The organism is Bradyrhizobium sp. UFLA05-109 (assembly GCF_054185165.1).
This window is the reverse complement of record NZ_JBBIAR010000001.1, coordinates 206118-225154: the sequence shown is the minus strand read 5'-3', so window position 1 is coordinate 225154 and position 19037 is coordinate 206118. Positions and strand designations below refer to the sequence as shown.

Annotated in this window: 23 protein-coding genes and 1 tRNA gene; 3 read left to right on the top strand and 21 right to left on the bottom strand. The window is 61.4% G+C overall.

Annotated elements, in window-relative coordinates:
* Position 1: 1 nt before the first annotated feature.
* The 14 genes from Q3C01_RS01115 to Q3C01_RS01050 form a co-directional block, all read right to left on the bottom strand.
* Complete coding sequence (locus tag Q3C01_RS01115) at positions 2 to 748, bottom strand: hypothetical protein (protein WP_458143159.1); 747 nt, start codon at positions 746 to 748, stop codon at positions 2 to 4.
* The gene (locus tag Q3C01_RS01110) at positions 745 to 1089 is read right to left on the bottom strand and encodes a hypothetical protein (protein WP_458143157.1); all 345 of its coding nucleotides are present in this window, start codon (positions 1087 to 1089) and stop codon (positions 745 to 747) included. The genes Q3C01_RS01115 and Q3C01_RS01110 overlap by 4 nt, the downstream gene beginning before the upstream one ends.
* Positions 1086 to 1349: a hypothetical protein gene (locus Q3C01_RS01105; protein WP_458143155.1), complete on the bottom strand. Its 264-nt coding sequence runs from the start codon at positions 1347 to 1349 to the stop codon at positions 1086 to 1088. The genes Q3C01_RS01110 and Q3C01_RS01105 overlap by 4 nt, the downstream gene beginning before the upstream one ends.
* A complete protein-coding gene (locus tag Q3C01_RS01100; protein ID WP_458143153.1) occupies positions 1346 to 1633 on the bottom strand; it encodes a hypothetical protein in 288 nt (95 codons plus the stop codon). The genes Q3C01_RS01105 and Q3C01_RS01100 overlap by 4 nt, the downstream gene beginning before the upstream one ends.
* Positions 1630 to 2235, bottom strand: a complete 606-nt coding sequence (locus Q3C01_RS01095; protein WP_458143151.1) for a hypothetical protein — start codon at positions 2233 to 2235, stop codon at positions 1630 to 1632. The genes Q3C01_RS01100 and Q3C01_RS01095 overlap by 4 nt, the downstream gene beginning before the upstream one ends.
* Positions 2232 to 2564: a hypothetical protein gene (locus Q3C01_RS01090; RefSeq protein WP_458143149.1), complete on the bottom strand. Its 333-nt coding sequence runs from the start codon at positions 2562 to 2564 to the stop codon at positions 2232 to 2234. Before Q3C01_RS01090 ends, Q3C01_RS01095 begins: the two co-directional genes overlap by 4 nt.
* Before the next feature lie 12 nt (positions 2565 to 2576).
* A complete protein-coding gene (locus Q3C01_RS01085; protein WP_458143148.1) occupies positions 2577 to 2729 on the bottom strand; it encodes a hypothetical protein in 153 nt (50 codons plus the stop codon).
* The gene (locus tag Q3C01_RS01080) at positions 2707 to 3450 is read right to left on the bottom strand and encodes a hypothetical protein (RefSeq protein ID WP_458143146.1); all 744 of its coding nucleotides are present in this window, start codon (positions 3448 to 3450) and stop codon (positions 2707 to 2709) included. The genes Q3C01_RS01085 and Q3C01_RS01080 overlap by 23 nt, the downstream gene beginning before the upstream one ends.
* 599 nt (positions 3451 to 4049) lie before the next feature.
* The gene (locus tag Q3C01_RS01075; protein WP_458143144.1) at positions 4050 to 5099 is read right to left on the bottom strand and encodes an AAA family ATPase; all 1050 of its coding nucleotides are present in this window, start codon (positions 5097 to 5099) and stop codon (positions 4050 to 4052) included.
* 227 nt (positions 5100 to 5326) lie between these two features.
* The gene (locus tag Q3C01_RS01070) at positions 5327 to 5896 is read right to left on the bottom strand and encodes a hypothetical protein (protein ID WP_458143142.1); all 570 of its coding nucleotides are present in this window, start codon (positions 5894 to 5896) and stop codon (positions 5327 to 5329) included.
* Positions 5893 to 6171: a transcriptional coactivator p15/PC4 family protein gene (locus Q3C01_RS01065; protein WP_458143141.1), complete on the bottom strand. Its 279-nt coding sequence runs from the start codon at positions 6169 to 6171 to the stop codon at positions 5893 to 5895. Before Q3C01_RS01065 ends, Q3C01_RS01070 begins: the two co-directional genes overlap by 4 nt.
* Before the next feature lie 2 nt (positions 6172 to 6173).
* Positions 6174 to 6392 (bottom strand): MerR family transcriptional regulator, encoded by a 219-nt coding sequence (locus Q3C01_RS01060; RefSeq protein ID WP_458143139.1) that lies wholly within the window; start codon positions 6390 to 6392, stop codon positions 6174 to 6176.
* 74 nt (positions 6393 to 6466) lie between these two features.
* The gene (locus Q3C01_RS01055; RefSeq protein WP_458143138.1) at positions 6467 to 7063 is read right to left on the bottom strand and encodes a hypothetical protein; all 597 of its coding nucleotides are present in this window, start codon (positions 7061 to 7063) and stop codon (positions 6467 to 6469) included.
* A gap of 162 nt (positions 7064 to 7225) precedes the next feature.
* Positions 7226 to 7666 carry a hypothetical protein gene (locus Q3C01_RS01050; protein ID WP_458143137.1) on the bottom strand — a complete coding sequence of 147 codons (441 nt, stop codon included), beginning with the start codon at positions 7664 to 7666 and terminating at the stop codon, positions 7226 to 7228.
* Between the two features lie 586 nt (positions 7667 to 8252).
* On the opposite strand from Q3C01_RS01050, the gene Q3C01_RS01045 reads away from it, so the two are divergent.
* Positions 8253 to 8636 (top strand): hypothetical protein, encoded by a 384-nt coding sequence (locus tag Q3C01_RS01045; protein WP_458143136.1) that lies wholly within the window; start codon positions 8253 to 8255, stop codon positions 8634 to 8636.
* 852 nt (positions 8637 to 9488) lie between these two features.
* The gene (locus Q3C01_RS01040; protein WP_458143134.1) at positions 9489 to 10529 is read left to right on the top strand and encodes a ParA family protein; all 1041 of its coding nucleotides are present in this window, start codon (positions 9489 to 9491) and stop codon (positions 10527 to 10529) included.
* Between the two features lie 13 nt (positions 10530 to 10542).
* Here Q3C01_RS01040 and Q3C01_RS01035 read toward each other — a convergent pair whose 3' ends face one another.
* The 4 genes from Q3C01_RS01035 to Q3C01_RS01020 all read right to left on the bottom strand — a co-directional run bounded on the left by Q3C01_RS01035 (position 10543) and on the right by Q3C01_RS01020 (position 13100).
* Positions 10543 to 10803 (bottom strand): hypothetical protein, encoded by a 261-nt coding sequence (locus Q3C01_RS01035; protein WP_458143133.1) that lies wholly within the window; start codon positions 10801 to 10803, stop codon positions 10543 to 10545.
* A gap of 141 nt (positions 10804 to 10944) precedes the next feature.
* Positions 10945 to 11427, bottom strand: coding sequence for a Panacea domain-containing protein (locus Q3C01_RS01030; RefSeq protein ID WP_458143132.1), 483 nt, complete (start codon positions 11425 to 11427; stop codon positions 10945 to 10947).
* Positions 11428 to 11569: 142 nt separating this feature from the next.
* The gene (locus Q3C01_RS01025; protein WP_458143131.1) at positions 11570 to 12871 is read right to left on the bottom strand and encodes a tyrosine-type recombinase/integrase; all 1302 of its coding nucleotides are present in this window, start codon (positions 12869 to 12871) and stop codon (positions 11570 to 11572) included.
* A gap of 135 nt (positions 12872 to 13006) precedes the next feature.
* Positions 13007 to 13100 (bottom strand) — tRNA-Ser (locus tag Q3C01_RS01020).
* 344 nt (positions 13101 to 13444) lie between these two features.
* Between Q3C01_RS01020 and Q3C01_RS01015 the strand changes: the two genes are divergently transcribed.
* Positions 13445 to 15454, top strand: a complete 2010-nt coding sequence (locus tag Q3C01_RS01015; RefSeq protein ID WP_458143130.1) for an O-linked N-acetylglucosamine transferase, SPINDLY family protein — start codon at positions 13445 to 13447, stop codon at positions 15452 to 15454.
* 64 nt (positions 15455 to 15518) lie between these two features.
* Here the strand turns inward: Q3C01_RS01015 and Q3C01_RS01010 are convergent, their stop codons facing one another.
* The 3 genes from Q3C01_RS01010 to Q3C01_RS01000 all read right to left on the bottom strand — a co-directional run bounded on the left by Q3C01_RS01010 (position 15519) and on the right by Q3C01_RS01000 (position 19035).
* The gene (locus Q3C01_RS01010) at positions 15519 to 15785 is read right to left on the bottom strand and encodes a hypothetical protein (RefSeq protein ID WP_458143129.1); all 267 of its coding nucleotides are present in this window, start codon (positions 15783 to 15785) and stop codon (positions 15519 to 15521) included.
* A gap of 1484 nt (positions 15786 to 17269) precedes the next feature.
* A complete protein-coding gene (gatB, locus tag Q3C01_RS01005; RefSeq protein WP_458143128.1) occupies positions 17270 to 18748 on the bottom strand; it encodes an Asp-tRNA(Asn)/Glu-tRNA(Gln) amidotransferase subunit GatB in 1479 nt (492 codons plus the stop codon).
* Entirely contained in the window at positions 18745 to 19035 is a 291-nt protein-coding gene (locus tag Q3C01_RS01000; RefSeq protein ID WP_458143127.1) for a hypothetical protein, read from the bottom strand. Before Q3C01_RS01000 ends, gatB begins: the two co-directional genes overlap by 4 nt.
* Positions 19036 to 19037: the final 2 nt, after the last annotated feature.

Sequence of the window (19037 nt, the reverse complement as noted above, 5' to 3'; positions counted from 1 at the left end):
GCTATTGGCCTTTGCCAGGGGCGCGCTGATGCGAGCGCCAGTAGTTTGCCAAGGTCTGCAACAGCCAAACGTCGTGACTGATGGGCGCCGCCGGATCACGAAGCAGCTTCGACCATGGATGATTGCCTGCGAGGTCCAGCGCTTTGGCAGCGTCGGCCTTCAACGCCTCATAAGCTTCCGGACCGCCTGCGCTCATCATCCCGCGGCTCTGTTGCTCGATGACCCACATGGTTCGCCGCTCGGGCTCCATCGTCTTGAAGCGCGCACCGGCCTCCACGAGATGTTCGATCACAGCCTTTCCGAACGCGGGAGCAAACTTCATCGCAGATGCAAAGGTGGTCGACTCTTCGACCGCGACATTGAAGCTGTCCGCGCCGAGCTCATTGCGCGTGTTGCCCCAATAGACGGGATAATCCGTTGGCTTCGGCCCAGGAGCAGCCAGCGCACTGACTGGGGGCGCTGCCGCGGGGCGGGGCATCTCGATGATACCGGCCTGCTCAGCAAGCGCCTTGAGCGCGGCCGGATCCGCATTGGGATCGCTGATGCGGATCGAGTCGAGCGCAGCCATTTGCCGGCGAGAGGCGAGATCGCCGGCCAGATGTTTTGACCTGAATTCGGGATTCGCGATCAGCTGCGAGCGCAAAGTATCGGCTTGCTGGTGAATGCTCGGCGGCGGTGACGATGCGGTTGCGGTGTCGACGACGGTCGGGATATCCGCCTGGACCGTGGCGGTGATTGTCTCCGTCATTTGTCGTCGCCTTCGACAACAAACGCGGGCAGACCAGCTAACTTGTATCCTAACGGGAGAGGTGGAAAGGGCGTGTGCTTGAAGCTCCCACACATCCCTCGCGCGATTTCATCAGCGGTCACGCTCGCGTGCCATAGCAGAGTGTCGCCGGCTTCGTTTTTGAACTTGTAGATGAGAGCGAATTTCGTGTCGGTCACTGGCTGGCTATCACCTTCGCGCTTCAAGTGCTCGGCAATCGCCAACCAAGCCGCGAGCTTCTCCGCGGGGACCACCACTCTCTTCGTTTCGTCTACAGGGACGAAGACGGGCACCGGTTGGATCGGATGATTCTGCTCAATCATTTGTCGTCGTCCTTGAACAATTCGGGATTGCGGGTCTGTGCGTGCGGATCGGACCGCTTGTATTGCTCAACCCAGGTCGGATCGTTGAGATAGTAGCCGTAGAGCTTTGACTGCTTGGCGCGGCTGTGCGCGCCGCTCCCCTGCTCCAGCACGAGCCCGGTGACGGGATCACGCACGGCATCCGCGCCGAAGATGCTCTTTTCGTACTCGCTCAGCGGCTCGACGCGCTGGCCCGTCGACAGATTGATGACATCACTCATCGCGGAATCTCCCCTTGAGTGCGCAGCGTGTCCTGCGCGATCATCGTGGCCGACTGCTTGGCCTGTTCGGCCGCGGCGCGCGAGGCTGCAAGTGCGGCATTGGCTGAGGCGACCGCGGCGGCGTAGGTCGCATATCCCGTCGGGAAGCCAGGCCGGTAGCCGACCACGGAAGCCGCAGCATCAATGGTCGTCTGCTTCGTTGTCTCCGCGGCCGCAAGCGTCGCTGCCTTGGTCGTGTCGGCAGACTTCACCGTCGTGCGGTACGTCTCGTAATTCGCACTCATGCTGCCTTGCCTTTCAGCGGTTGGGCGGTTTCCATCTGCGCGATAAGCGCTGCACCGAGGTTCTCGACCGCTCCCGTGAGGCTTGGTGCTTCAAAACGGTTCGGACGCGCCGGCGCCGGAAGGTCGGCCACAAATATCAGGTAGGCGACCTCGGCCCTGAGCACCTGGTGTTCGCTCGGCGCGAAGGGCACCGCGAGGCCATCAGGCCACTCCGTCACGACGTCGCCTGACTGCAGCAGCGCGGACATCGCCTCCGCTGCGACTTTGATCGCCTTCTCGAGATCGGCAGCCAGCGCAACCCGCTCCTCGATCTTCTTCCTCGTCGCCGTGATGGCGGCTGCACGGGACGCTTCGATCGACTGGCGATGCCGATCCCGCTGCTTGGCTTCCAGCACGGAAATGCGCTCGCGATGGATGCGAATTTCCCGCTGCAGCTTCTCGACCTTCAAGTCGATCGGCTCGATGTCGGCAACACCGACACCGTCAGCCAACTTGGTCGCGCGCTCCACCTGAAGCGCCCCGATCTGCGCCTCGACGCTGAAGAGGTCGGAACGTGCCCGATCGAGAGCCGCGTCGGGGTCGCGCGCGAACGGGTTTTTCACGCTTTCGCTCCCGACTTGCGGCGCTCAGCTTCGGCTTTCATGCGTGCCGTTGTACCGGCGGGCTCGTCCCCACGGCGCTCGGCCAGGAGCAGGGCGGCCCAATGCTGGGGAGATTCCCTGCCAGGGGCTCCATGGCCCTGCTCAACCGGCGAGCCGTTCTCGTCGAGCTTGTGGTCATGACCGAAAACCACATGCCGCGCGACGAACTCGCGTTTCTCGCGCTCGGCGGCGTAGGCCGCGCGCTCTGCCGGTTTCATTGCCTCGTACTGATCCAACGTTGCCGCGGAGGCTCCGAGGATGCTGGTGATTGCAAGAGGATCGGTGGTCATCTTCGCTGCTCCTTACGCGGCATGGCCGCTCTGTTGGGCTTCAGCCCGCTTGGCGACCATCGCGTCTTCCAAGACGTTCGCCATGTATTGACTGACAGGCCGGCGTTCCTTGGCCGCTTCGGCCTCGTGGAACGCAGCGACCTCAGGCTTGAGGCGGACACTCACGTGGGTCTTCGGGTTCATCGCTGTCGTCGCTTTCAGGTGTGGACGTGGGCGAAAGCCTCCCATCGGGGACGATTGGCAGCAACGCACCCGACGCATCCACCTGACCACACCGGCACCCCGCCTCCGCGAGCTCGCGCAGGATGATCGGCCGGGCCTTGTCGAGAAGCTTCTTGCTCAGCACCGAGTCCGGCGGCGCGACCTTGCGCGTCTCGCGCCCCTCCCAACGCGCTTCCATCTTCCGGACCGCCTCGAGGTCGACCTTCATCTCGAACCGCACCGCGAACACCGCGCAGAACATGCTGAAGCTCAACGCATTGATCGTCTTGGTGTGCGAGGGGCCGAGCAGCTTGTCCGTGATGCCGTCCGCGTAGTCGCAGGCATCGTCCACGAACTTGTTGCTCAGGCCCAGGCGGTCCTTGATCGCCCTGAACGCTTCCACAAGCTCGGGATAGCTCGTCACCGTCGCGATGGTCTCGCCGGCCGTGGGCACGTTGGCGAGCGGGTTCGCAAGCTCAGATCGGCCGGCTCGCCGTTGTGCCCTGGGCGGGCTTGCCGTGGTCGTGGATTCGTTTTTCGGCGCACGGGCTACCTTCGAGCGCTCCAGCGCCGGCGAAACGCTCCACAGCCCGCCGCGACGCCCTTTGTGCCCGCCACCGTTCGCGCCGAAGCTGAAGCTCATCTGATCCGCCAGCTCTTCCAGGACATCGAGTTCTGTCGTCATGCGTGCTCAAGCGATGCGGATGTGCACGTTGTTTGCGGAGAGGAGCGGCCGAATTTTCGGAGCCGACGCGAAAGTTTGAACAGATATCGATGATCGAGGCCGGCTTTGATTTTTCCTGCCGGCACCACCCACCCGGGTCTTTTCGTCGGATCTGTTGGCCTTTTCGCCGCGATCATGCATTTCGCGAGCGGCTCGCGCGCACTGCTTCAACACAGTGGGATCGGAGTTGGCACTCGCGCGCGAAATGTCCTCCCGAAATGTGGGCAGCGATGTGGGTAGAACGGACAATTGCGCCAAATCGCGAGCAAAGCAGGCCTTCCGGCGGATTCCCCGTCCGCCTGCTGATCCTAACGAGGGTAACAGGTTATTTGCTCGACCAGGCAGGTGGATAATCCACCGCCCGTCAGCGCCGGCTTCCGAGTTACCACGCATGCTTGGCTGAGGAGGTCCTTTCCGCCTTTCGCAACTGCCTATGCCGTGGGGAGAGCGTGCAGCACGCGTGTGAGCGTGCAGCTCTCCTATGGCTAGGCAGGGGGTGGCACGCACGCTTAGCTGCACAGAGCTGCACACCAGCTGCACGGGGAGTTGCACGCTGTAGCTCATGCCTTCACCGCAAGCCTCGAATAAGGTCGGGATGGCCGGCCGTACGTCTCGACGTGGAGCTTGTCGGCCGCGAACAGGCGGGACATCGCGGCTTCGAGGTCGGGCTTTCGCAGACCGAGGTTACGGGCTTCGGCTTCCTTGCTGAAGGCGGTCGGCGCGTAGGTCGGCGATGTCTGTGTCGAGCTGACGTTCCGCCCTTGGCCCGCAAATCGCCGCAGCAGGTCCAGGAAGAGATGATCGGCCTTGGCCTCCTGGGCCAGCTTGTCCAGGCTTGAGGCGCCGCCCTCGGGCAGGAACAGGCCGCGCTGGTAGCGCAGCACGAGCGTCTCGCCGCGGGGCCCGTACTGGTTCTTCTTGAACTCGAGCTCGCGGAGGTCGTTGTCCGGCTGCTCGCCGTCCTCGCCCTTAGAGGCTTTCAGGTATTGCCGGAAGCGGAACGCGCCGTGCCATGCCGTCGAGCCGGACAAGCCAGATCCCGAATTGATGCCTTGGAGGCTGGGATGGCTGAGCACGGTCACCGAGCCGTCGGCCACCTTGGCGAGGGCCTGCATGTGCATCGCGAAGGCGTAGACCTGGACGCGGTCGATCTCGTTGCCGGAGAAGGCGCGCGAGAGCGTATCGATCGAGATGTTTCGCGGCTTGATGTCGCCGGCCGCCTCGTAAAGCTGGCGGTATAGGCCGGTTACCTCCACCTTGCCGCCCTTGGTGGCGGCCACCAGCGTGGCATCGCGGCCGAGCAGCGGCAGGACGTGTAGCCCGCCCTCCGTGAGGTCCTTGAACGTGGCGTCGTAATGCTTGGCGATCGCAGCCAGGCGGATGTGGATTTCGTCCTGGTCGTCCTCGGCGCCGAGATAGAACGCGGGCCCGGGCTCCGGGAGAGTCCCCAGCCAATCCTTGGCGGTGACGTGGGCAACGTTCTTCATCAGCTCGATGATGGACTTGCCGGTGCCGCCCTCCCCACTGAACAAGCCGGTCTGCCGGAGCGGCACGCGGTCCTTGATCGCCCACAGGCGTTCGGGAACGGCCCTGCCATCCCATCCGGCCATGTCCAGCCACGTTAATTTTTCTAATGTCTTCTCCGCGGTCGCATGGACAGCTTCCGCGGGTCTCACATGGAGCGGCCGAAAGAAGCTGCTCAGACTCGGATCCGCCAACTCCTCGGGCGTCGGAGGCTTGCAGGCTTTCCATTCGCCCGCGGTATCCAGGCATTCCCAATCGCCAGGCTCCTCAATCGGCATTTTGGCCGACTTCAACCCGACCATCTCGAACGCCTTTAGGACATCTGCTTTTGTGGTGCCGTGCATGTGCGCGTCCAGAGTTCGAGGAGGTACGGCGCGTCGAGCGGATGCGAGGCCAGCCAGTCGCGCAGATTTTCGGTGCTCCCGTTCCGAGAGACGTGCAGGAAGGCGTTGACGGTGGAATGCATCGGCTTGTGGGCGACGGGCTTCTTCACCTCGGTCGACAGCGCAGGCGGCAACTCGCCGGTGTGCCTCCAACGATCGCGCGGATCAGCAAGCTCCCATTGGCGCACAAGTTGGGCCGCATAGTCGGGAGGCAGGTCAGCCGGCGCATCGTCGACCGCACACTCTTCTTCCATCTCGGCGGCTACGATAGCCCGAAAGCGTGCGAAGGGTGCCCCAATGAGCTCCTGCACTCGGTCCTGACCGATAGCGGCGACCAGGCCAGAGCGCTCTGCAAACTCCTGGAGGGGATCGACCGCATCGGCGAGATGCTCGTACTGGTGCTCATACTCGAGATAGGCGCGGATCAACGCGCGAGTTTCGAGCAGCCAGATTGCGTCTTCCAGCGCTTTTCCAACGAGGGTTTCTGTCGGCGCGTTCATTCGCCGTCCTCCCCGTCGAGCAGTCCGAGCTCCCGCGCCTTCTCCACAGCCTTGTTGATCGCCTTGGCGAGGTCAGGCAGCCGCGTGACCTTGATAGCGATGCCCTTGGCCGTCGGGACGAGCTTCCCTTCCCTGTTCATGGAGTGCTTGCGCACGTTGATCAGGTTGTGACCCTTGAACGTCGACAGGTCGACGATGATCGCGTCGTGGCGGCGGTTGGCCCAAAACTGGTCGACGACGACCGGCTCGGCGAGCTCAGGTTTGCGCGCTCCCATGATCAGGCCGCCTTTCCGGTAGCCTCGAGGCGGCGCTGCACGTATTCCATAAGCGAGGCGACCACGATCTGCCGGCGCGACCCGTCCATGTAGGACTGGAGCTCGCCTGCATTCAGCAGTTCATAGAACCGTGTGTTTTTGCAGTTGATCGCCCGCTGCGCCTCTTGCGGGCTGCAAACGATCTTTCCCTCGAGAAAGCCGGGAAGCTCTGGATTTGACATTGTGCCGCTCGCATCCGTGTGTATTCGGTACGGCGGCCAACCTCGGCGATTTGGTCCAATTTCCTATGGGACACTCACCGGCTATTTTTGGGTTTCGGTGTCCTACCGAGACGGGTGCTTGGTTTCAGCGCATCCCGAACCTCGTTACTTCCAGCCGCGACGCCGAAGACCACAAAGACCAACATCTCGGTCACGTCATCCAGTGGCTGCCCGCAATTTGCTATGAACATCTCGCGGCAGAGCAGAATGAATCTTTTGCGGGGATTTGGCTGTCGACCTAGCAGGCGGATGCGGTTTTCGCGGTGGTGCAGGGCCAGGTCTCTTTTTGCGCCAGCCGATATTCCGCCCCGCTTGCCGCGGGTCGCCCGCCATTCCTTCTCGGCTGCAGCAATCGCTCTCTTCTCGAGAGGCCCGGAAAGCGGAATGACCTCGTCCACGAGCCGCTTCTGCAGCCTGGCTTGTTCGAGAACCCATTCGATGAGGCCGGTGGGCTCGAGAGCCTTATCGCTAACGCGCGAAGAAGCCCGTTCGATAGCCTGCCAGGCACCATCGACAAAAGCATGCTCGCGCCAGCGATCAACGACCGCGAGGTCAAACGATTTCCACTCATGCTGCGCTTCAGCCGAGACTTGCTGACGGCAATTGGCCAGCACCATCGTGAATGATGGCATCCTTTTTCACCGCACACCGCGAAGAGGGATCGCGCGGGGCAGCATCGCCGCGGTGAGAGACGATGCGACGGATGGCCCTCCGGCCCCGCGCGAAGTTGATCATGGACGGTGACGGCCACGAAACAATCCGGAGCCGTCACGGGGTTGTGGAAAACTACCGCCTCAGCCGGTGGGCATGTGCTGCTGCTCCAATAACCGGTCGACTGTGGTTTCGATGATCTTCTGCATTCCGGGCGGAAGCCGGTGGTACTTGTCCATGATCTGGCGGACGATCGGCGCCTGCACCTGCTGCGACTTACGCTCCTGAAGCATACGCTGCAGGTCCAAGAGCTCGCCGCTGATCAGCCAATTCATGCTGATGTTGTGGCTGAGGCAGTAGGAAGCGAGCTCTTTGCTCATGGTGCGCCCGACCTTCGGAGGTGCCGGCAACTGCCATTCGCGGGCGAGCCATAGGATGCGCCGGTTCATGTTGAAGGGCGAGACTGCGCTGTCGTTGCGCAGCCTCCCTTCCGGCATTGCCTGCCACTCTCGGTGCCGTTTAGCGGCATTGCGCCGACGAGTGGTAGCGAGGCGGCTGCTCTTGGCCTTGGGGGTTTTCTTCATGGTGGTGCTCTGGATTTGGCCGGCTTTCTAGGGCCGGTTGCCAGCGATCAGCGCTGGCGCCGGGAAGCTAGAAACGTCGCCAGAGACGACGCGCGACGGCCTTTCCCTTGCGGGTCTTGTATAGCCGCCGCCTTCCCGGCATAGTGCTGCCGTTCACGCTGGCGGCTAACCAGCGCGTCCTAATCGATGGCGAAGTTGATCCCGGCAAGGATCGCCCTGCCATCGCCCTGGTGCCAAACAGGCCCGGCAAGGCCTTTGGCGGGAGTTTCTAGGCTCCGCCGACCATCTCATCTGATTTGCATTGAGAAATCCATAAGAAACCCACCCCCTTCCCGGGGCGCTTCGGCGCGTCCACGTTCTGTGGATGGTCCTCCCGTACTTTTACCAGTCCAGCGAAGGTCCTATTGATCGCGCGCGGTGGTTGAGCTTGGATGCCACTGTTTCCGGGGGGAAATAAATTATGCGTCTTTTTGGTCTGGCGGCCATTGCGGTCGCGCTCGCTGGCTGTGCCTCGTCTTCAGCCGATATCTCAGCCACGTACGTCTCGCCGGTGACTTACCAGAGCTACACTTGCCAGCAGCTCGGTATGGAAGCCCAGGCCGTCTCTGCACGAGCGGCAGCTTTATCGGGCGCGCAAGATAGCCAACGCACGAAGGATGTTGTCGCTACGACCGCCGCCGTCGTGATCTTCTGGCCTGCAGCTTTCCTTGTCGGTGGAGACAAGCAGACCGCCGCAGAGCTCGCGCAGATGAAAGGGCAGTTGGTCGCGATCGAGCAGGCCTCGATTGCCAGGAAGTGCAACATCCAATTCCAGGGCAAGCCTGATGGCGCGGCCGCGGCCGGGGCCGAGCCCGAGCCACCACCGCCGGTCGCACAATCTAAGCCCCGCGCGAAGTCAAAGCCTCGAGCACCAGCTCAGGCCGCAGCGACTCCGACGCAGCAGCAGGCTGAAGAACCGTCCAAACAGTAGGGATTTCCATATCCTCTACGGCGGTCTCGCCCGAAACTCCGCGAGGGAGGCAAAGGTGGCAGGGGCAATCGACAACTTTCTTAAGATCTGTCTCGCGGTCTCGTTGTTGGGGGCCGCGGGAAGCGTTGGCTATTACTATTCCGTGTACCTCCCAGCAAGGGACGCTCAGATCGATCGAGATCGGCAGATGGAAAGGGCTCGCACGGAGTTAGCGCGACGAGACGAAGCTGAACGAGCGAAAATGGAAAGGGACGCGGCAGAACAGAAGGCGGCAGCCGAAAGAGCATCCATTCAAGCGGGCTACGACTCCTGCGTGTCGTTTGCTCGAACTGAATACGACAGAGCCTGGGCTTTTGCCTGCAAGCAATTGGCAGACCGCACGCGTAAGAATCGCGCGGAGTGCACAGGGGAAAGGGCAACTTGCGACAGCATCTACCCGCCCCAGGATGGATCGCCCACCTGTTCGCTGCCACGTCAAATTTCATCGACGATCAACGCGGACCACGATAAAGCCAGAGATCGTTGTCTTCAGCTCAGCAAGTCAGGCTTGCAGTAAAATACCCCATCCAGCCCAACAACACGGCAAACCAAATGAACCGCATCGGCGGCCGCACGGTCATCTGCATGCTGGCGCTACTGGTGGAGGCGATCGTGTGGAGGCTATTGCACTGAAGACCCCTTGTGCTCGCCCTCCGGTTGGGGTTGTCCCGTGGCAAAACAATGCCGGAGCGCGCGCCTCCTGAGTCGCGGCGGGTCAAAGGCGCGATCGCGTCAATCCACCATTCGTTGAAGCAAACCCCTCTTGCACTCACCCCCTGGTTGCGTATGGATGGTCGCAGGGAGGATAATTAGATGGCCGAACAAATTCCGATCATTGCATTGTTCAATCACAAGGGTGGCGTCAGCAAGACAACCACAACATTCAATTTGGGCTGGGCCCTCGCCAATGCCGGCAAGAAGGTTTTGATCGTCGACGGCGATCCGCAGTGCAATCTCACCGGCACCGTCTTAGGTTTCGACGGCATCGACGACTTCGCTGACTTCTACAAGAAAAATCCGAATGCAAACATCAGCGATGCGCTGACACCCGTATTTAGCGGTGCAGGCACGCCGCTGAAGGCCGCGGGCGTCACCAAGACGCCGAACAAAAATCTTTATTTGTTGGCTGGCAACATCGCTCTGGCTGAAAACGAGACCCAAATTGCAGTGGCCCTCTCGACCAGCGCCGCCATTCCTGCCCTACAAAACATCCCTGGATCAATCTGCGCCCTACTGCGGATGACGGCCGCCGCGGAGAAAATCGATGTTGTTTTGGTAGACATGAGCCCTAGCGTTGGCGCGCTAAATCAGTGTTTCTTGATGGGCGCGGACTACTTCATCATTCCAACTTCTCCTGACTACTACTGCAATCAGGCAATTAGTTCGCTTGCACGTGTCATCCCGAAGTGGAATGCATCGGTCGGGACATTTCGCGTCCCTACCCTGCAATATCCCTTTCCTGGCAAGGCTCCGAAATTCTGCGGCATCATCTCGCAACGCTATCGGCCTCGGTCGGGAAGCCCGGCTTCATCGTTCCAGCAGTGGATCAACATCATCAAGACGACAGTTCTTAACGAGCTGATCCCAGTGCTGACTATGGAGTCGATGACGATCTCCCAGGCCGACTTCATGAAAGCCAAGCCCGGAGACAGTCCCTACAACTTGGCCAACATCGCCGACTTCAATTCTCTGATCGCGCAGTCTCAAAAATTCAATGTGCCGGTGTTTGCGCTGACCGATACTCAGATCGAGCAAAAGGGCAAGATCCTTCAGACAATGAGCGAGAGCCGCGACGAGTTCAGAGCAACTTTCGCCAATCTCGCAACATGCGTACAAAACATGGCGGGAATCTAGCCAGAACTCGGAACTAATGGTGCTTACGCGCACCCACAAAGATGCCGGTGAGCACCATGCCGACCAATCCTATTACGGTCACGGCGGTGCTCCCGGCAAGGACCTCCAGAACGCTGCCCGGCAGTTCAAACCCACCCAGCTTGAACCCGCAGGCGATGATGAGCAGAGCGACGATTGAGCAATACCCGCACATGAAAATAAAGGAGCGGTTCGCATAGGGCCTCAGCAAACTATCCAAGATCTCGTGCGTGTTATTGGAGCGACGCAAGAGCAAATTCTGCTCTTTCAGCTCGAAGTTCTCGGTCGAAGTCGGTTGAAGGCTTCGCGAAGCATGTCGACGTCATGTTGCGGCATATGATGAGGCGCCGGCAAGGTGACCGGCGCCTTATCAATATCGTCGACGCTAATAGCTGGTTTATTTTGCCCCACGACCCGCTAAAGCCAGTTCAACGTAGTGATGTTTTATGTGCTCATTCGACAGCGGCGTGTTCTGACCTCCGCCAAAGTAGGCCCGGTACCACGGGGTACCTGGCTCGTGAGTCATCTTTGACAACGCGAGGCCGCTGAACCCTCGATACTTATTCCAGACATGGTCAATGACAGCCTTCTCCTGCGAAGAAAGCTCCTCCGAAATTTCCCTGTTATCGAATGGATCGGTCAGCGCGCAATGCTGACCTCGATAGCCGAAATCGCGAATATGATCCCAGATCTCCCGGAACACAGGCCCATTGTCCCATGCCTCCGGCAGACTGTTCACGAGCGGCTCGCCATTGATCGCTAGATTCCAGCCATGAGCGATGTAGACAAGCTTCTGCAACTGCATCTGCGCCGGCCAGCCGCTGCTCGCGCGGCGGCGCAGAAACTCGTTTGCAATGGCAACGGGCGAGTGATTGGGCATGTTCGACCTTCGGGCGCCGTAGATAGGCTCGATTCACTCGACTTCAAGGTTCGTCTATAAAGATTAACTTCCCGTTTGGCGAGCGGTTTCGATCGAAACAATCTGGACGATCGGAAAACGGTCAAGCCCCTATTGTCACACCTCACGCCCTTATCGGCCTCACGTTGTCCGACCTCTCGGCCGGCGGACTGGCGCAATAGGTCGCCCAATCGGCCATCATCCGTCGACGCTTTTCCCGCATGTCGCCGCGGCGGTAGGCCGCCTCGACCTTGTCGGACACGGTGTGCGCCAGCGCCATCTCTGACATCTCGTTCGGGAAGCCCGTCTGCTCGGTGCACCAGTCCTTGAACGTCGATCGGAAGCCGTGGACGGTCAGGTCCTCGCCGAAGTCCATGCCCTGGAGCAACTCCAGCATTGCCATGTTGGACAGCGGCTCGCCGGCGTCGTTGGCGAACAGGTACTCCGACCGTACCGGCTGCTTCTCCAGGATCTCCAGCGCGCGGTCGCTGAGCGGTACGACATGGTCGCGCTTGCGCGCGCCCTTCTTGCCCTTCAGGCGGGCCGCGGGGACTGTCCAGGCGGTCACCGCCCAGTCGACCTCGGTCCGCACGGCGCCGATCGTGTCGCTCGTCCGGGCGGCCGTGAGGATGGTGTATTCGAGCGCGCGGGCGCTGAGGCTATCCCGCCGGCGGAGATCAGCCATGAAGCGCGGTAGGTCGGCATAGGACAGCGCCTTGTGGTGCTCCACCGGTGAGACCTTGGAGGGCGCCGGCAGCAGCTTGTCGAGCAGCCCCTTCCAGCGCGCCGGGTTGTCGCCATCGCGCAGCTTCTTCGCCTTGGCCCAGTCCAGGACGTTCTCGATGCGGCCGCGGACGCGGCTGGCCGTCTCGGTGCGCGCGGTCCAGAACGTTGGCGCTTCCGCCTGGTCACCGACCGGTTGCTCGAGCACCTTCAGCACCAGATCGGTGGTGATGCCGCCGACGGGCAGCTTGCCAATGATCGGATAGGTCCAGGTCTCCAGCGTGGCCGCCCACTGCTCGCCGTGCTTGGCGTTCTTCCAGCCGGACTTGTGGGCCTTGATGTAGGCCTTGGCGCAATCCTGGAAGATCGTCGTCTTGGCCTTCTCCAGGGCGCTAGCTTGGTCCTGGATCTTGCGGGCCTCGATGGGGTCCTTCCCCTCGTCGATGAGCTGGCGCTGCTGGCGGGCCCGCTCACGGGCTTCTGCGAGGTTCCACGTGTCGACCGAGCCCAGCCCCATCTCCCGCGCCAGCGGCTTCCCTGTCTTGCTGGTGTGGCCGTTGAGACGATACCGGAAGATCCACGATTTCGAGATTCGCTCCTTGCCGTCCCCTTTGACCTGCAAGTAGAGGCCGCCGCCGTCGCCGTACATTCCAGGCGCCTTTGCCTTGGTCACTTCAAGGGCTGTGAGCTTTCCGCCTGCCATTTACCCCCTCCTGTACCCACACCGGAACCCTGAATTTAGGCGAATGGCGGCGAACGCGCAAGGATGACCTAGAGCGGAAAGTTGTGTATCTACAGGGGGTTTTCGGAGGCTAGCGAACGGAGGCGAATTATGCTCTGGCGGAGACGGAGGGATTCGAACCCTCGATAGGCCTTTACAAGCCTATAACGGTTTAGCAAACCGCCGCCTTCAGCCACTCGGCCACGTCTCCGGCTTTGCCGGGTATGCCCGACCCCGCGGCGAGCCGCAAGCGGCAGAATTGAGGCTAGCGGGTTTCTTTACAGATGAAAGCTTTGACAGCGACCGTAGCCAAGGACGAGTCGGGACCGGCTTGATGCCCGGAGCACCGGACGGCCGTCGACGCCCGAGGGTAACCATCGCATCAGTTGGGCGGCATCTATATTGTCGCGCGGGAAATCTCGGCACGAGCGCGGTCGTTTCGTGCCTTGAAGCGCGGGCGGCGCGGCCGTTGTTCTCACCCGCAAAGGCGACTAGAGTTTTTGCACCAGTTCGCCAAAGCACAGACCCGTCATCGGGGTCCGGAAATCCAATCACATGCCGCAGCAAGGCCGCAACAAGGGAGCTTCGGCCCCCTCCTCTCTCCATCCGTCGGCTATTCTGGACCAGGCAATTGCGGCGCACCGTTCGGGCAAACTGTCGGATGCGGAATGGGGCTACACGACCATCCTGAGGGCAAGCAGAACGCATCCCACCGCGCTCCATATGCTGGGGTTGTTGCAGGCCCAGCGCGGCAATTTCGCGGACGCCGAGCCATTGCTCAAGAAGGCTGCCCGCGTCGACTCCGGCAATCCCAACGTTCTTTTCAACTATGCCAACGTGCTGCGTGCACTGGACAAGACGGACGATGCGCTCGCCTTGCTTGCGAAAGTGATTGCCCTGTCGCCTAACTTCGCCGATGCGCATCTCAATCGCGGAGCGATCCTGCTTGCACGGCAGGAGCTTCGCGGCGCCATCGCGGAATTCGATCGCGCCATTGCGATCGCGCCATCGAGCGCAGCATTCGCAAACCGAGGCAGTGCGTTCCATCAGCTCGGTCAGCTCGACGAAGCGCATGATAGTTACCGAAGTGCCGTCGAGCTCGCGCCGTCGAATCCACAATACCATTTCGTCTTGTCTGAGGTTCTTACCCAAATGGGCCGACACGACGAAGCGATCGCAGCGCTCGAAAGAACTGTCGCACTGAACAAGGCTTTCCCATTCGCATTGAGCAAGCTCGTTGGTTCCAGGCAGAGCCGTGCCGACTGGCGCAGTTTCGAACGTGAACAGGCCGCCCTGGACGAGGCCGTCGAATCAGGCGTGGCGATCGATCCCCTCACCTTCCTTCTTGCCTCGTCCTCTCCGGCACACCAATTGACCTGTGCGAAGACATATGTCGCCAACGTCGCCCCGGAGCGAGGTGCAGCGATACCAAGAACGCCGTCGCCGGCTTCCCGGCTGCGGGTCGCGTATGTGTCTGCCGATTTTCGCAATCACGCCACCGCGCATTTGATGGCCGGACTTTTCGAGCAGCACGACCGCGAGCGCTTCGAGATTAGCGCCATCTCCTACGGACCGGATGACGGCAGCAAGATGCGCAACCGCCTGAAGGCAGCATTCGAACGCTTTGAAGACGTCAACCATCTTACCGACGAGGACGTGGTCAAGCTGATACGCCAGCTCGACATCGAGGTCCTCGTCGATCTCGGAGGCTTCACCGCCTTTGCGCGGCCAAAAATCCTCGCGCACCGGCCGGCTCCCATCCAGGTCAACTATCTCGGCTTTCCCGGCACGATGGGCGCCTCATATATCGACTACGTCATGGCCGACCGGATCGTCATCCCCGAAGGCGAGCAGAAGCATTACGCCGAGAAGGTGATTTATCTCCCCGACAGCTATCAGGCGACCGACGCGAGGCGACCGCCCCTGCCGAATGCACCGACCCGGAGCGAGGTCGGACTGCCGGACGATGCATTCGTCTACTGCGCGTTCAACAAAACGTTGAAGATCACGCCCGTGCTGTTCGACGTCTGGATGAGGCTGCTTGCCAAGACCGCCGGCAGCGTCCTTTGGCTGTTTGATGGGGGCCAGATCGCCAGCGAGAACCTGAGGCGTGAAGCCGTTGCGCGCGGCATCGCCGCCGAGAGGATCGTGTTCGCCCCACCCGTCGCTATCGACGAACACCTGGCACGCCACCAGCTCGCCGATCTGTTCCTGGACACGTTGCCCTACAACGCCCATACCACGGCCAGCGACGCCCTTTGGGCTGGCCTGCCGGTCCTGACCTGCCTCGGCACCGCCTTTGCGGGACGTGTTGCAGCCAGTCTCCTGAATGCCGTAGGCCTTCCTGAGCTGGTGACGCGATCGCTGGACGAATATGAGGCTTTGGCGCTTCGGATCGCGCACGATCCCGAACTTCGAACCGCCCTCAAGAGCAAGCTGGCGACGCATCGGTCCACTTGGCCTCTCTTCGATACTGCCCGCATGACGCGACATATCGAGAAGGCCTTCACTGAAATGTGGCGCCGACATCGTGCCGGCGAAGCGCCGGCCTCGTTTGCCGTCTAGAAGGTCGCCTCGGCGCAATCGCACCGATCGGTCAAAGTTCGGTTGCCTACCTTGAGTGAGCCGGTCAGTGCATGGTGACCCAGGCCCGCGCCTCACGCTGCGCGGCCGCGATCTCGGCATCCGACATCTGCGCCGCGACTTCCTGGCGATGGGCAATCGCATCCTTGCGGCCCTTCAGCGCCGAGAGGTTGAACCATTTATGCGCGGCGACGAGATCGACGAGGCCGGAGCGGCCGCTCGCCCAATGCATCCCCCGCTCGAACAGCACGTCCGACAAAGCGCTCGCGTCGACCGGCGTCGCGGTCTCCAGATCGAAAGTCCCCTGAAACATGTCGCATCCCCTTTATTGTTGTGCCGCCTCGTTCCCCCGAGCGCGGCTCCCGTCCAAACTGTTCAACTCGTCCCAATGCCGTTCCTGCCGGCTTGTTGAGGGCGATCTTGGCGAGCAAATTTGAATGGCAGTTTAAGTATCGCGATGAAGGGGACGTAAACGCGAGGCCACGCGGCACGGCCAGGAAAATGCAAGAAGTCCGGGATTCTCAAGCACTTCTGCGATTCGTCAGACTTCGTTTACCGTCTGGATCTTCGGACGATGATAACCATCACGTGTGGTGAGGTGCGCACGATCATAGCCAAATTCCGGCGTCATCGCCCGGCCCGGGCGATCCAGTATTCCAGAGGCAGTGACGCATACAGAGAAGCCGCGGCGAACTGGATTCCCCGCCTTCGCGGGGAATGACAGTTCAGAATTCGGGCGCGCAGTCGGACCACGGCGATCGCGAGCCTGTTCGGCTGCTCTATCGCGACTGGGATGTGAAGTTTTGGGAAATGAAAACGCCGGCGAGGATCCCGGCTACTCGAACGAGGGCGTCGGCGAACACGTCAGGACCAGATTTCATTTTGGCCGCGAGGCTACTCATGAAATTGCGGGGCCGATAAAGGCGAACCGCACCGAACGAAGAAAACTCGTTTCTTCTGCCGGACCAGACCTTGACGAGCAAGCTCGACAAGGATGGATGATCCGACCGTTGACCTGATGTCTCGCCGACACCCTCTATCGCCGATCAGAGCCGAATTGACCGAGACCTGTCCTGCCGAAGGCAAACCAGATCGCAGAAGGCGCTGATGACGTGCCGGCCATCAGAGAGGCCGGCGACTTCAGAAGCGAAGTTACTTCTTCTTCTTCGCGACCTTGCGGGTCTTCTTCGCAGTCTTCTTCACTGCGCTCTTCGCCTTCTTCGCCTTCTTCGCTTTCTTGGCCATGTTGCCCTCCGATGTGTGAGATGGCTTTAATCGCTGCGTGCATTCGGGGATCGAATGCACTTCATCCCGAATACACCAACACGGCGAAAAAAACATCTTCCCGCTTAAGGAAGTGTTGACGCAGCAAAGCGCGCAACTACTTCGCGCTTCGCGCACGCGCTCGACGAGTCGTTCGACCGTCTATGCGGAAAGTGCCTGCCGCATCGACGCCAGCGAAAGCATCGATTGCAAGAAAACCCTATGATGCAAGCCCATTCCGCATTCGCACGTTGCGCGCGATCGACGCTCCGTCGCGCGTTGCGTCTTGCGCGAAGGCGCACGAAACGCGTTTCGCGGACTCTGAGTCGTGAATTTTGGCAACGAAAATATTTTCATGCTTAACGGCGCGATCGCTCGCCGGAGCGTACTCGAAGCCGCCGTTCTGTACGAATCGAAGACGGCGATTCGGTGAGGCTTGGACGGTGCGATCGAGGCGACGCTGGTGTCGCCAGTGCGCGCGACGGATGCGCGAAGGCGGGATTGTGGTGACGGCACGCGCCGTCACCACAAAGGTCAGACGCCGAGCTTGGACTTGAGCAGGTCGTTGACGCTCTGCGGGTTGGCCTTGCCGCCGGACGCCTTCATCACCTGGCCGACGAACCAGCCGAGCGACTGCGGCTTGTCCTTGACCTGTGCCGCCTTGTCGGGATTGGCAGCGATGATGTCGTCGACCACCTTCTCGATCGCCGAGAGGTCGGTGACCTGCTTCATGCCGCGGCTTTCGACGAGCGCGCGCGGATCGCCGCCCTCCTGCCAGACGATCTCGAACAGATCCTTGGCGATCTTTCCGCTGATCGTGCCCTCGCCGATCAGATCGATGATCGCGGCAAGCTGCGAGGACGTGACGGGAGAGCCCGCAATAGCCCGGCCTTCCTTGTTGAGACGGCCGAACAGCTCGTTGATCACCCAGTTCGCCGCCATCTTGCCGTCGCGGGCTCGATTGGCGAGCCTGTCCAGTACGGTCTCGTAGAAGTCAGCGCTTTCGCGCTCGGCGACGAGCACGCTGGCATCATAGGCTGACAGGCCGAAATCGGCGACGAAGCGCGTCTTCTTCTGGTCCGGCAGCTCGGGCAGGTTCGCTTTCAGCTCGTCGACGAAGCTTTGCGAGAACTCCAGGGGCAAGAGATCGGGATCGGGGAAGTAGCGGTAGTCGTGCGCCTCTTCCTTCGACCGCATCGAGCGCGTCTCGCCCTTGTTGGGGTCGTAGAGCCGCGTCTCCTGGTCGATCTCGCCGCCGTCCTCGAGGATCTCGATCTGGCGCCGCGCCTCGTACTCGATCGCTTGTCCAATGAAGTTGATCGAGTTCATGTTCTTGATCTCGCAGCGGGTGCCGAGCGGCCCGCCGGGACGACGCACCGAGACGTTGACGTCGGCGCGCAGGTTTCCCTTCTCCATGTCGCCGTCGCAGGTGCCGAGATAGCGCAGGATCGAGCGCAGCTTGGTCACATAGGCCTTGGCCTGCTCGGCGTCGCGGATGTCCGGTTTTGAGACGATCTCCATCAGCGCCACACCCGAGCGGTTGAGATCGACATAGGACATCGTCGGCGACTGGTCGTGCATTAACTTGCCGGCATCCTGCTCCAGATGCAGCCGCTCGATGCCGACGTTGACGCTGCGGCCGCCGTCGAGCTCGACAAGCACCTCGCCCTCACCCACGACCGGCGACTTGTACTGGCTGATCTGATAGCCCTGTGGCAGGTCGGGATAGAAATAGTTTTTTCGGTCGAACACCGAGCGCAGATTGATCTTCGCGTTCAGCCCGAGCCCGGTCCGGACAGCCTGTCTGACGCATTCCTCGTTGATGACGGGCAGCATGCCGGGCATCGCCGCGTCGACCAGCGACACATGCGTGTTCGGCTCGCCGCCGAACGCGGTGGACGCGCCCGAGAACAGTTTTGAGTTCGACGTCACCTGGGCGTGGATCTCCATGCCGATGACCATCTCCCAGTCGCCGGTTGAGCCCTTCAGAAGCTTGTGCGTGGCCGTGCTCATGTCGTGCTCCCGAGCAGCGTGGCAGCGATGCGCTCCCACTCCGCCTGCAATGAATCCTTCGCGGCCGGCTGGCCCGCCTGGCGATACCAGTAGCCGGCATTGCCGAGGTCACCTTCGACGCGGTGCAAGTATGCATGCACCCAGGCTGCCTCGCGGCTGTCCTCGTCCTGGACGATCTTGTGCGCCTTGTCCCAGTCGCCCTTGGCGGCCCACCAGAGCCCTGCGAGCGGCACGCCGAGGTTCGGCGCGGGCGCTGCGCCCTCGAGGCTGGCGATGTACGCCGCCATGT